This window comes from Oribacterium sp. KHPX15 (genome assembly GCF_900107835.1).
GTDB lineage: Bacteria > Bacillota > Clostridia > Lachnospirales > Lachnospiraceae > Oribacterium.
This window is the reverse complement of record NZ_FNRG01000016.1, coordinates 52,448-65,946: the sequence shown is the minus strand read 5'-3', so window position 1 is coordinate 65,946 and position 13,499 is coordinate 52,448. Positions and strand designations below refer to the sequence as shown.

10 protein-coding genes are annotated in these 13,499 nt (G+C 44.1%); 9 read left to right on the top strand and 1 reads right to left on the bottom strand.

Annotated features, from left to right (window positions below):
• Positions 1 to 22: 22 nt before the first annotated feature.
• The 7 genes from BLV86_RS10660 (at position 23) to yfcE (ending at position 8,948) form a co-directional block, all read left to right on the top strand.
• Complete coding sequence (locus BLV86_RS10660) at positions 23 to 1,273, top strand: triphosphoribosyl-dephospho-CoA synthase (RefSeq protein ID WP_139297908.1); 1,251 nt, start codon at positions 23 to 25, stop codon at positions 1,271 to 1,273.
• Positions 1,266 to 3,098 (top strand): hypothetical protein, encoded by a 1,833-nt coding sequence (locus BLV86_RS10655; RefSeq protein ID WP_090817036.1) that lies wholly within the window; start codon positions 1,266 to 1,268, stop codon positions 3,096 to 3,098. Before BLV86_RS10660 ends, BLV86_RS10655 begins: the two co-directional genes overlap by 8 nt.
• On the top strand, positions 3,091 to 4,002 hold the full coding sequence (locus tag BLV86_RS10650) for a TPM domain-containing protein (protein WP_090817031.1): 912 nt from the start codon (positions 3,091 to 3,093) through the stop codon (positions 4,000 to 4,002). The genes BLV86_RS10655 and BLV86_RS10650 overlap by 8 nt, the downstream gene beginning before the upstream one ends.
• A gap of 267 nt (positions 4,003 to 4,269) precedes the next feature.
• Positions 4,270 to 5,424 (top strand): [citrate (pro-3S)-lyase] ligase, encoded by a 1,155-nt coding sequence (locus BLV86_RS10640; protein ID WP_090817025.1) that lies wholly within the window; start codon positions 4,270 to 4,272, stop codon positions 5,422 to 5,424.
• A 241-nt stretch (positions 5,425 to 5,665) separates the two neighbouring features.
• Positions 5,666 to 6,223, top strand: a complete 558-nt coding sequence (gene efp, locus BLV86_RS10635; RefSeq protein WP_031549717.1) for an elongation factor P — start codon at positions 5,666 to 5,668, stop codon at positions 6,221 to 6,223.
• Positions 6,224 to 6,418: 195 nt separating this feature from the next.
• Positions 6,419 to 8,224 carry an arginine--tRNA ligase gene (gene argS, locus BLV86_RS10630; protein WP_031549716.1) on the top strand — a complete coding sequence of 602 codons (1,806 nt, stop codon included), beginning with the start codon at positions 6,419 to 6,421 and terminating at the stop codon, positions 8,222 to 8,224.
• 160 nt (positions 8,225 to 8,384) lie between these two features.
• Complete coding sequence (gene yfcE / locus BLV86_RS10625) at positions 8,385 to 8,948, top strand: phosphodiesterase (protein WP_090817022.1); 564 nt, start codon at positions 8,385 to 8,387, stop codon at positions 8,946 to 8,948.
• A gap of 112 nt (positions 8,949 to 9,060) precedes the next feature.
• Here the strand turns inward: yfcE and BLV86_RS17840 are convergent, their stop codons facing one another.
• Positions 9,061 to 9,213 carry a hypothetical protein gene (locus BLV86_RS17840; RefSeq protein WP_175456510.1) on the bottom strand — a complete coding sequence of 51 codons (153 nt, stop codon included), beginning with the start codon at positions 9,211 to 9,213 and terminating at the stop codon, positions 9,061 to 9,063.
• 21 nt (positions 9,214 to 9,234) lie between these two features.
• On the opposite strand from BLV86_RS17840, the gene BLV86_RS10620 reads away from it, so the two are divergent.
• Together BLV86_RS10620 and BLV86_RS10615 are read left to right on the top strand one after the other, a co-directional pair.
• A complete protein-coding gene (locus BLV86_RS10620) occupies positions 9,235 to 11,253 on the top strand; it encodes a SpoIIE family protein phosphatase (RefSeq protein WP_175456509.1) in 2,019 nt (672 codons plus the stop codon).
• Entirely contained in the window at positions 11,250 to 13,493 is a 2,244-nt protein-coding gene (locus tag BLV86_RS10615) for a SpoIIE family protein phosphatase (RefSeq protein WP_090817017.1), read from the top strand. Before BLV86_RS10620 ends, BLV86_RS10615 begins: the two co-directional genes overlap by 4 nt.
• Positions 13,494 to 13,499: the final 6 nt, after the last annotated feature.

Genomic DNA, 13,499 nt, shown 5'->3' with positions numbered 1-13,499 from the left:
TTACAAGTGTAAGATTGTATATATGAACTTTGTCAAGGACTGTAAAAGCTGGGATGATACTGATATGCAACATGGCAATGATAATGAAGCTAAAAACTATAAAGAGCTTGTGGAGCTGGTCGGATGGTATGTGCGTAATGCTCTGCTTGGGGAGGTTTATGCTACCCCCAAGCCAGGACTTGTGGACAGAAGAGATACAGGTGCTCACAAGGACATGACTTTTGAGACGTTTCTGGCCAGCACTGAAGCTATAACGCCTTATCTTGTAGAAATGTTCAGGCAGGGACTGGATCATCAATGCTATGAAAAATCAGATCCCGGTTTTTTCGGGAACCCGGATGATATTAAAACAAAAACTCATTCAGGTTTGGTTGACTCAGGTGCAGAAATAATCACAGACGAAGAATTGGTTTTCTTAAATATTAGAAAAACCGGAATTGAAGCAGAAAAAGCCATGTATGCTGCAACCGGTAATGTCAACACCCATAAGGGTATGATCTTTACCATGGGGATACTTCTTGCGGCAGCAGGCATAAATGCAGGGAGAAGGTTATTCCATGAACCATGTGATAATGAGACAGAGCCTGATGAAAGAAGCTTTTTCGGGAAAGATAAAACTGTCAGAGATGAAGAAACAGGAACAGATAAAATCGTCAGAGGTGATGAATCAGATATAGTTAAAAGACTCTTTGATATAGTTGAAATCCTCGAGACCGGAAGGCGAATGTCTGCACGAATTCTTGAGAGAGATTTCGAGGAGATGGCAAATCGCGAGCCGAAATCCCATGGCGAAAAGCTCTATCATAAGTACGGTGAAAAGGGCATCCGTGGTCAGGCTATGGAGGGTTTCCCCATTATCCGTGACATCGGCATACCTGCCATGAGAAAGTTTATGAATATTTCCGGGGACATGAAACTTCAAAGTGAGATTGCCGGGGTTGCGGCATTGAGAACCGACCTCCTTGAAGATGAAGGAAACATGCGGGATGAGCATTATGAAAATGCCGTAAACATTAGCACCCTCATGGCCATCATGTCGGAGCTCAGGGATACCAATGTTCTCACCAGAAGCTCATATGAGGAGATGGAATGGCTCAGGACGGAAAGCGCAAAAATCGTCAGGCTGGGAGCGGCTTTCAGTGAAGAAGGACTTTCGGCAATTGAAGAACTTAATGTAAAATGTATTGAGAAGAATATCAGTCCCGGCGGGGCTGCGGATATTCTCGCTGTAACCATATTACTTTTGAAGCTGGAGGGAAGTAGTTATGTATGAGTGTCCGAATTGCGGTGGAGATCTGAGATTCGATATACCATCACAGATGCTTAAATGTGAGCATTGTGATACCAAATATGACCCTTATTCTGTTGAAAAGGAACAGGATGCAGAGGAACGGATTATAGAAGTAGAGGCTCCGGAAGTAACCGGGGAGGGAGCTGCGGAAAGTCCGGATTCCGCTGATGCTGTGACTCCGGAGAGAGACGTGGCAGGTTCGGATTCTGCTAATGATGAAACTCAGGAGACATCCAGGGGAACTGAAGATGCCGGTGGCGGTGGAAAGAGACGTGTAATGCAGATGACCATATTCACCTGTAAGAGCTGCGGCGCGGAGATATCCAGTACCAATTTAAGTGCGGCCGGATTCTGCAGTTATTGCGGACAGCCGGCGGTGTTCTCCTCAAGGATCAGTAACGAGAGAAGACCGGAGAAGATCATTCCTTTCAAAATCGATAAGGCTGCCTGTAAGGAAAAGTTTGTGAAGAGAATGAAGGGGGCGATTTATGCCCCCAAGGAGTTGACAGACCCTGAGGCATTATCCGGATTTGTAGGCATTTACATGCCATACTGGGTATATGGTTTTTCTGTTGGACCTGAGGCCGAGGTTCCGGTTTCCAAGTCCAAGATAGAGGGAAGATATGAGATAACGGACAAATATAATCTCACCATGAAAGTTGATGGTAAGTTTGACGGAATAGCTTTTGATGCTTCCAGCTCTTTTAATGACCACATTGCGGAGGTTATAGCTCCTTACGATGCAAAAGACATGATAGAGTTTACACCATCATTTTTATGCGGATTCTACGCGGATGTTCCGGATGTTCCGTCAGATGTTTACAGGGATGATGCAGAGGTTTATGTTCTGCAGCATACCTTCGAACAGATTGATAAGGAATGCAAAAAGAAAGGTTTTGACAGAGACAATCTGGGCTCCGGCGTCATTAAAGCCGAGGAAGTGGTTAAGCTTAAGTACAACGGAGAAAAAGAGGCGATGCTTCCCGTATGGTTTCTTACCTACAGGAAGGGAGACCGTGTATGCTATTCTGTCATGAATGGTGTCACCGGAAAGCTTTCTGCAGATATCCCTGTGGATTTCAAGTCATTCTATATAGCTTCTTTCCTGATGGCCATACCAATCTTTATCCTACTTAACCTGCAGTTTACTATCATGCCGAGATCTGTTCTGATTTTCGCACTGATCATGGCACTGATAACAGGAATCCTGTATCTGAAAGAGATAGATAAGATTGAGAAGCAGGAGGACCCGACGGAAGACCAGGGTTATGTTGCCGCAAGATGCAAGGGTGTCTTTAAAGACGGCGCAAAGGTGGAATCCAATGCCTACAAAGAGTTCAAGACCAAAACAGGTGGAAAGAAGGAACATCAGCCGGCAGGCTGCGGAGGTATAATTGGATATCTGGTCATGGCGTACTGGGGACTGGAGGTGGTTCTTGGTGTATTATTCGTAGTGATAGAGTATTGGTTTATAGTTGCGGGCATCCTTTTGATCGTAGGATTATTTGTCCTGTTTATTTATATGACGGACAGCAAGAAGGCATCCAAGGCCAAAGCAAAGGGCGACAAAAAGGCAGCTAAAAAGTACAGCTACACAGAGATGGCGGGCGTTATAGCCGGACTTGTGATATCCGCTGTGGTACTTGTATGGAATCCCGTTGAGGACATTATCTTTTATGCGGCAGCTACCACGGTTTTCGCCGGAATAGTTTATACCATTACGGGAATCATTAAGAAGTACAATATCCTGTCCACTCATCCCATTCCGGAGTACTTTGACAGGGAAGGAGGTAACATTCATGCTTAAGAAGAAAAACAGATTTCTGGGAATGCTGCTGACCGGACTTACCATGAAAGAAATCCTCAAACAATATAAGGCAAATGAAGCGGCAATAAGAAATAACAGATTTTCATCCTTTATGAGAGCTGCATTAGGAATGCTGGTGATGATCTTCATTTTTACCTCTGAGAGCTTTGCAGGGGAAGTGAAATATACGAACCCGGAGACTAACTATGTGGTTTATATTGATGATGCTGCAGACCTCATTACTGATGATGAGGAAAATGACCTTGTAGTTAAAATGAAAGGCATTACTGAATATGGTAATGTTGCCTTCGTAACCAATGAAGAAGCCCATTCGGATTCGACCAGATACTATACTGAGAGCAGATACCAGGAGCTTTTTGACTGGGACAGCGGAACCATGTTTATGATCGATATGGCAAACAGAGAGATCTTCATCCACAGCGATGGAGAGGTTCTTGGAATCATAAGTAACGACAGGGCAGAGACAATTACTGATAATGCCTACAGATTGGCAACTAAGGCTGACTATTATGGATGTGCATCCCTTGTTTTCGAACAGATGCAGAAGGTGCTTGAAGGCGGACGCATTGCCCAGCCTATGAAGTACACCAGTAATGCCGTCCTCGCCATCATTCTTGCACTTCTTATAAATTACGGTCTTCTCGCATTTTCAAGAAGGGCTTATAAGAGAGAAATAAAGAGTGAAGAGGTTCTGGTACATGCGGTAAACAGCTTTATAGTTGGCGCCAGTGTGGAACAGTTCCTGAGACAGACCAAGAGATATATACCACCTTCCTCAAGCGGAGGCGGCGGAAGTCATCACTATGGCGGCGGAGGCGGCGGTCATCACAGCAGCGGCGGAGGCGGCGGCCACCACGGCGGCGGTGGTGGACATCGATTTTAATAGTGGAGGGATTTTCCATCGGGAAAATCCCGACCGACATGGCGAGAGGAGAAAATGCCATTGAGATGCGCTTCGCGCAGGCATTTTCGTTTGATTTCGACGGGGTCGAAACCAGCCTCGCCGGCTGGGCGGCATCCTTGTTTAGAGAAACAAGGATATATTCCCGAAGGGATCAGGTGAAGGCCTTCCTTGGGCCGAACCTGACCTGCGGAGCGCAAGCGGGTACGGTCAGGTAACCCATTCAATTTAGTAAAGGACATATATTAAATGGCAGAAGCAAATTATTCTATTACATCAGTGGGTCCCGGGGACCGCTATATGAAAACTCTGGTGGAGGACCTCCTGGAAAAAGAAGGCATCCACCTCGACAAAAATCTGGATTACACAGCAGCCATGCTGGATGATGACTACAATGTCATCGCAACAGGAAGCTGCTTTGGAAATACCCTGAGATGTATGGCGGTAAGCTCCGACCATCAGGGAGAAGCCCTGATGAACGATATAGTATCCCATCTTATCGAATATCAGTTCAGCAGAGGGAACTACCATATCTTCCTGTACACCAAATGTAATACTGCACTATTCTTTAACAGCCTTGGCTTTAAAGAAATAGCCCGTATGGAAGAGTGTAATATCGTCTTCATGGAAAACAAGAGAACCGGCTTCAGGGACTATCTTGAGAACCTGAAGAAAGAGACATTAGCGCAGCTGCAGGAAATGGACTTTGACAAAGCAAAGGCTTATGAAGCAAAACTGCAGAACGAAACCGAATCAGCTTCGGGTGCAAACACTGTCGAAGCTTCCGGACTTAAGGTTTCAGCCATAGTCATGAACGCAAATCCTTTCACCCTCGGCCATAGATATCTCGTTGAAAAAGCCATGGAGAACTGCGACATACTCCACCTCTTCATGGTCTCCGAAGATGCAAGCCTTGTTCCGTTTTCCGTAAGAAGAAAACTCATCGAAGAAGGCACCGCCGACCTCAAGGGAATCATATATCATGATTCGGGATCCTATATCATAAGCTCGGCAACCTTCCCCGCCTACTTCCAGAAAGGCGATAATGCTGTCATAAAGAGCCAGGCGGGCATAGACCTCCACGTATTTGAAGGCATCGCAAAGAAGCTCCTGATAAATTCCCGATTCGTCGGAGACGAACCAACCTCACTTGTCACAGGCATCTATAACGACATCATGTCTGAAGCCCTGCCGAAAGCCGGCATAGAGTGCCACATAGTCCCTCGAAAAGAACACGACGGTAAGACGATTTCCGCCTCCGCCGTCCGAAAAGCAATCCACGACGGAGAGCTTGACAGCATAAAAGACCTTGTTCCCGAGACGACGTACAAATACTTCACAAGCGACGAAGCAAAATCTGTTATTGAAAAAATCATAAGTGAGACTGATGTAATACATTACTAATCTCAATGAATTTATCTTGTTATAAGTCCGGGCGAGGTGTTCTTTAACGGGCCGCCCGCAGCCAAAAAAATCAACGAAGGTATTGCATTATGCTTTCTAATGTATTAAAATACATCAGTATTTTGTGAGCTCGAGTGCCGTAATGGCTTATCATGGTGCCACAAAGCACGAGAATTTAATTAAAAAACGATAAACAAACCGAATAGAAATATTCAGTAGTTTCATTATTTAGGAGGATTTTATGGTATCAGCAGGTGATTTCAGAAACGGTGTCACACTCGAGATCGAAGGTCAGGTTGTTCAGATTATTGAGTTCCAGCACGTTAAGCCGGGTAAGGGAGCAGCTTTCGTTAGAACAAAGCTTAGAAACGTAATCAACGGTGGTGTAACAGAGCGTACATTCCGTCCTACAGAGAAGTTCCCTCCAGCACACATCGACAGACAGGATATGCAGTATCTCTATGATGATGGTGAGATGTACAACTTCATGAATCCTGAGACATTCGAGCAGATCGCTCTTTCACACGATGAGATCGCTGATTCCATGAAGTTCGTTAAGGAGAACGAGACAGTTCGTGTTGATTCATACCAGGGTAAGGTATTCGCAGTAGAGCCACCTCTTAAGGTTACTCTTGAGGTTGTTCACACAGAGCCTGGTGTAAAGGGCAACACAGCTACAGGTGCTACAAAGCCTGCAACTCTTGAGACAGGTGTTGATATCCAGGTTCCTCTTTTCATCAACATCGGAGACAAGGTTATCGTTTCAACACAGACTGGTCAGTACGAGTCTCGTGGTTAATCTTAAATAAAGATTTACGGAGAAATCTCCGTTTTTGAGAAAGGTTTCCCGAAAGGAAACCTTTTTTTAATCTCGTTAAAGTTGTTACGCGTGCGGTATAATTGTACAAACACCCATGTGACGGCTAACTCATAATGAGTAAGGGTTTACCTGCTCGCTTAAATTTTCATATTTATAGATAAAAGGAGTTTCACATTGACTACCATACTTAATGTTATCGGAGATGCGGTAAGAACCGGTTTTGCACTTTGCGGTTATGATTCAGAACTTGGAAAGGTTACTATTTCCAATCGTCCTGACCTTTGCGAGTATCAGTGTAACGGAGCCATGGCCGGCGCCAAGCAGTACCACAAGAAGCCTATTGATATCGCAAATGAAGTTGTAGAAAAGCTTAAGGATATGAAGAGAGATGATATCCTTATGTTTTCTGAAGTTTCAGCAGTTATGCCGGGATTTATAAACATTAACCTCTCTGAGGACCTGGTTAAGAAATACCTTAACGAGATGACCTTCCGTGAGGATCTCGGACTTGACGCCCATGAGGGAAAGAAAATCATCGTAGATTACGGCGGAGCCAATGTTGCAAAGCCTCTCCATGTTGGGCACCTTCGTTCAGCCGTTATCGGAGAAACTATTAAAAGAATGGCTAAGCAGCAGGGTAATGAAGTTATAGGTGATGTTCATCTCGGGGACTGGGGACTTCAGATGGGACTTATCATAGCTGAGCTTGAGGACAGAGGACAGCTTGACGAGGAACTTGATATAGCTCAGCTTGAAGAAATATATCCATTTGCATCCAAGAAAGCAAAGGATAAGAATGAAGACGGAACACTGATCAATCCTGATTTCGCTGAACGTGCACATACTGCCACTGTAAAGCTTCAGGAAGGTGATCCTAAGTATCGTGAGGTATGGAAGAAGATCATGGCAGTTTCTGTTGCGGATCTTAAGAAGAATTATGGAAACCTCGATGTTCACTTTGATCTCTGGAAGGGTGAGAGTGATGCCCAGCAGTATATCCCGGGACTTATTCAGGATCTTATCGATAAGGAACTTGCATACGAGTCACAGGGAGCTCTCGTTGTTGATGTAAATGAACCTGAAGATCCTAAGGAAATTCCTCCATGCATGGTTCGTAAATCCGACGGTGGTGCGCTCTATGCCACATCAGATCTTGGCACCATCATTGAGCGTGAAAAGCTCTATAAGCCGGATGAATACATTTACATTGCGGACAGCCGTCAGTCACTCCACTATACCCAGTTCTTCAGAGTTGCCCGTAAGGCAGGCTACGTAAGACCGGAGGAGGAGCTTAAGTTCATAGGTTTCGGTACCATGAACGGTAAGGATGGAAAGCCCTTCAAGACACGAGAGGGCGGCGTTCTCCGACTCGAGAAGCTTATAGCTGAAACCAATGCAAAGGTACTTGAGAGAATAAAGGAATCAAGAGGTGATGAGATAAGCGCTGAAGAGGCCGAAAAGATTGCATCACTTGTAGGCCTTGCTGCACTTAAGTACGGCGATCTCAGCAATCAGGCTACAAAGGACTATATCTTTGATCTTGATAAATTCACTTCCTTTGAAGGAAACACCGGACCATATATCCTTTATACCATTGTTCGTATCAGCTCTATTATACGTAAATTTATGCAGGAGCAGGGCATCGGAGAAGATGTGCCGGTAAAAGATTATATTAATGCACATTCTGTAGATTTTGAGATACTTCCTGTTGAAGATAAGAGCGGACGCACTCTTGAGACACTTCTCACCAGATATCAGGATGAGATAAACGGTGCATGGAGAGAGCTTGCACCTCATCGTATCTGTTCTTACATCTATGAAGTGTCCAACGCTTTCAACAGTTTCTATCATGATGTTAAGTTCCTGGGCGAGCCTGATGAGAAAAAGAAACAGGGCTACATGAGCCTCCTCATGTTAACATGGAAGGTCCTCACCACCTGTATAGAAACCCTGGGATTTAGCGCACCTGAGAGGATGTAAGAGTGGAGGAGTTTTGCATCGGCAAAACTCCGACCGAAATGGCGAGAGCAGAGCTCTCGTCCCGAAGGGATCAGGTGAAGGCCTTCCTTAGGCCGAACCTGACCTGGCGGAGCGCCAGCGGGTACGGCCAATTAAACCATCCATATGAAAGGAAAAACCAATGAAATACTTCATCGCCAGCGATATTCACGGTTCCGCATACTGGTGCAGAAAAACCCTGGAAGCCTATGAGAAAAGCGGTGCGGAGCGCCTTATCATACTCGGAGACATACTGTACCACGGACCCCGTAATGACCTTCCCAGGGACTATGCTCCTAAGGAAGTCATAGAAATGCTTAATCCTTTGAATAACAAAATATGGGCAGTCAGAGGAAACTGCGAAGCTGAAGTGGATCAGATGGTGCTTAAGTTTCCTGTACTTGCAGATTATGCCATATTGGTACTGAATGACCATACTATCTTTGCAACCCACGGTCATGTGTTTAATGAAGTGAACCTTCCGCCTCTTTCTGACGGAGATGTACTTTTACATGGCCATACACATATTATCAATGCTGAGAAAATGGAAAAGGATGGCATAAGCTTTTATCATCTGAATCCGGGAAGTACCTCTATTCCAAAGGGTGGCAACCCCAACAGTTATGCTATAATGGATGGAGATGTGTTCAGCATATATGATTTTGAGGGCAATGTTCTTAAGAGTATAAATCTGTTAAGAGACTAATGCTAAAAGAGGTGTATCAATGATCGGCAGCCGCAAGGCAACAATAATGCTTATTCTGTTAATTATATTGATATTCACAGCATTCGCATTATATTTAAAAACAATCATAAAATTACGTAGGGAAAAGGATGCTGCTTCTGGAGATACTGTTGATATAAACAGGAGCAGCATTTTTTACAAGTTGTCCAATGCCGTTATCGGCCTTGTTGTCATTACGCTGATAGCTTCTTCCTTTATAAGTATTTTTGCCATAAAAAGAGTTCATTCTTCCACTGAGAGGATAAGCGTGGGTTTTGCCCATAGCGCAGCTGACCTTAGTGAAGAAGCGATGATCGCCGACCTTGAGGATCAGGTTGGAGACCAGCTTGGCGAAAAAATGGCCTATGTAAACGAATCCATAAACAGTTACATGAATGACGCTTGCTATCTTCAGTCGTTTATGAATGACATTTATAAATACAGTGACCGTTTTGATCCCGTTCATGTACCTGATATCTCTATGGATATGGCAGGCAAAATGTCTTTGTACAAACTTCTGGCGAATAAGGATGTCATCTATGAAGGTAAGGTTAAGGATGAGGCTGAATTAATAGCAAATATAGTCAAAATATTTAAGCCTATTAAAGAAGCGAACCCGGAGTACGTAGATCTTTATGTGGGTACGGAAACAGGCGTACTTATAAGCTATGATGATTTTGCTGAAATAGCTGCAGACAATGAAGGCGATGACAGATATTATGAATACAGGCAGAGGGACTGGTACAGGCTTGCCAAAAATAATGGGGAGATCACATTTATTTCAAGATACGTGGATCAGTTTATTAAAGGCAGTGTAACAAGCTGTGCTATACCATTTTTTGATGGGAATGGCGACTTTGTCGGATGTATAGGCATCGATATACATACAGACGATCTGTACCGGGCTATGGTAAACAGTAATGTATCCGACAATATGGAAGCGTATATCGTTACACCTGATGGCAGGATACTTGCCTGCAAAGATATGACGGATGATGATCCTGAAGGCAGTTTCGAGGGAATTGATGAACTGATAAGTAATCTCAGTGGGGTTGGGGAAGACGAAACGGTATTATATACCGTTGAGGAGCCCGAAGGGATCTGCTATATCGGAGCATCCTACATCAGACATACCAACTGGATCTTTGTTGTTAAGGCACCTAAGGAGGCATTTACAAAGGCTGCTTCAGACATAAGGCTCGAAATAGGAAACAGTGTTGAAACTGTATCAAGGAATTTTGATGAGGCCTCCGGACAGGTTGTCAATAAATGTCTCATTATATTTGCGGTTATTCTCCTGCTGACTGCTGTTGTTGTTACGATTCAGTCTTTCAGCTTGATCGATCCCATCAGGCGTCTGGAATCTGATGTGCGAAAATTTTCCAATGGTGATCTTTCTCATAGGACAAAAGTTGATACAAAGGATGAGATAGGTGATCTTGCAAGGACATTTAACCTCATGGCATCTTCTATCCAGCAATACATGGAAACTATCAGACGTGTTACCGTGAAAGAGGAACGTATTGCTGCAGAACTTTCCATGGCAAAAAGTATCCAGACAAGTCTTTTGCCTAGTGTATTCCCTGCTTTTCCGGACAGACACGATTTTGATGTTTATGCCTCCATGAATACCGCAAAGGAAGTGGGCGGAGATTTTTACGATTTCTTTTTGATCGATGAAGATCATCTTGCAATGGTAATAGCAGATGTATCAGGCAAAGGCGTTCCGGCTTCCCTGTATATGGCCATAACAAAGACGCTTATAAAGACTCATACTTATGTTGAGGACTCTCCGGAAAAGGTATTCAGCTATGTAAATGCGAAACTTTGTGAAAATAATCAGGACGATATGTTTGTGACTGCATGGCTGGGGATACTTGATCTGAAAACGGGCATGGTAAAAGCCTGCAACGCGGGTCACGAGTATCCTGCGATAATGCTTTCGCACGAAGCATTCTCACTTATGAAGGATAAACATACCCTGCCTCTGGGCAGCATGGAAGATATACAATTCAAACAATATGAGTTTATGCTTTCACCCGGAAGCAAGCTTTTTCTGTACACAGATGGTGTCACTGAGGCCGCAAACAGGGAGGAAAAACTGTTTGGGACTGACAGGATGACTGAGGCATTAAACAAAATAAGAGATAAGGCTCCCGAAGAAATCCTGTCCTTTATGAAAAAGAGCGTTGATGAATTTGTGGGGGATGCACCGCAGTTTGATGATTTTACGATGCTTTGCCTGCAGTTTAACGGAAAAAAGCCGCAGGAGGGTGAAGAGTCATGAATCATAAAAATATCAGAACCCGACTGAGAGAACATATTAACAACAGAAGAAGGAAAAAGAGTAACTCATCCTTCGCAAGGAAACTCACGGGCATGACTTTGTGCGTTGCCATAGCAGCCATCATACTATCTACGGTTGTATGCGTATATGCCTTAAGATTCGTCCATAATGAGGCGGAAACCGAAAGCATTAAGTTCGGCAGGGAAGCGGCGCAGAAAAGCAGAGTGGCTCTTCGGGACTCCTTTAGAAATAATGTAAAGAACACGGTTTGCGACAGAGCAAACATCGCCGGTGTAAAATTCTATACCTATATGGAGGATGCAGAATACCTGGCTGCTTACGCTGAGGAGATTCTTCAGGAACCGGGAAAATTCACAAGGAAAGATATTGTGTGGGGTGATGGATTGCCCCTGGGTTATGATTCAATGTTCCTTACCCTTTGCGATGAAAACATTGATTATGATGAAAAAAATCAGGCCAAGGCCGGGATTCTCTCAAATATTGAATATATTTGCAGGTCTATATCAGGCCGCCATCCCGAGATAACTGCCCTTTATATCGCCACCGAAGAAGGATTGCTGCTTACCTATGATGAGAAAGTATCTTCGACTGAGCAGGGCATTGCCAATACAAAATATTATGATTTTAAAGATACCGGATGGTATCAGCTTGGCAAGGAAAGTCCGGATCCGGTTTTTACGGAGCACTATAAAGACGGGCTTGGCCGGGGAGATGTCATAACCTGTGTGGCGCCATTCCATTATAAAAACGGCGAATATGCCGGATGCGTTGCTTTGGATGTCAGCACAGAGGAAATATTCAGTGACATAGTCAGTAAAGGTATGAATGAATCTGATCTTGCGATTCTCCTGGATAACCAAGGCGCTGTTCTTGCAGAAACCGGTAAGGTTTATACTGAAGATGAACAGGATATGACCATCGGATCTGTTAATTATCCGGGACTTTACGGATTGAACGAAATAATAGGGAAATATGCAAAATCCGGTGCTTTGTTCAGTACAGATCCGGAAACCCGGGAGGAATATCTTTTTGCATATTCGGATATAGATTATGTCAATCTGAGACTGGTGATACAAAGTCCGCTTAGTTCTGTAATGGGACCCATAAACAGTATAGAAAATGAAATAGATCAAAACACCGGGTTGATGAACCAGACTATTGAAACTACTATAGAATCAGTGCTGGTTACCTGTTTCCTGTTGTTTTTCATATTAAGTATTATTTCAATGTATATTGCGGGAAAAGTATCGTATAATCTTAGTGAACCTTTGAAGGTTCTGACCGATGATATGAAGAAGATAAGTCTGGGAAATTTCGGGCACAGAACCCTGGTGAATACGAATGACGAAATAGGCAGTCTTGCTGTATCTTTCAACAACATGGCAGAGTCCCTCGGTAAATATCAGGCGGATCTGAAAGAAGCAATTTCCAGGGAAGAACGTACCGCAACGGAACTGTCTCTGGCCACGGATATTCAGGCACATATGCTGCCCGTGGATTTTGAGGATTTTACAAAAGGACAGAATTTTGATCTCTATGCAACCATGACACCTGCCAAAGAAGTTGCAGGAGACTTTTATGATTTCTTCAGAATTGACGATGATAATATCGTGCTGGTAATGGCGGATGTTTCGGGTAAAGGAATACCGGCAGCGCTCTTTATGATGATAAGCAAGATACTTATAAAGACCAATGCTTTTCCCGGCATATCTCCCTCTGAGGTTTTTCGTACAGTAAATGATCAGCTTTGCGATAACAATAAAGAGGACATGTTCGTCACTGCCTGGCTTGCAAAAATTGACACTAAAACCGGTAAGGTTACGGCCGTAAATGCAGGACATGAGTACCCGGCCCTTAAGGGACCTGCGGAATCCTTTGAACTTATGGAAGATGATCACGGTCTGCCTTTGGGGGCTATGGAAGGTTCAAAGTATAAGGAATATGAATTTTGTCTTAAAGCCGGTGGTTCGCTGTTTACATACACGGACGGAGTTCCTGAATCTACCAATGCTGAAGACGAGCAGTTTGGCACAAACAGAATGCTGGAAGCTCTAAACATTGATCCGGGTGCTGATCCCGGAAAAATTCTTAGGGCGGTAAAGGAAAAGATAGACCTGTTTGTGGGAGATTCGGAGCAGTTTGATGATATCACAATGCTGGGGTTCTCTTACAGGGGCAACAGTACAGAGCAGGATGATTCACAAGATGCTGTAATATGAGGTGCG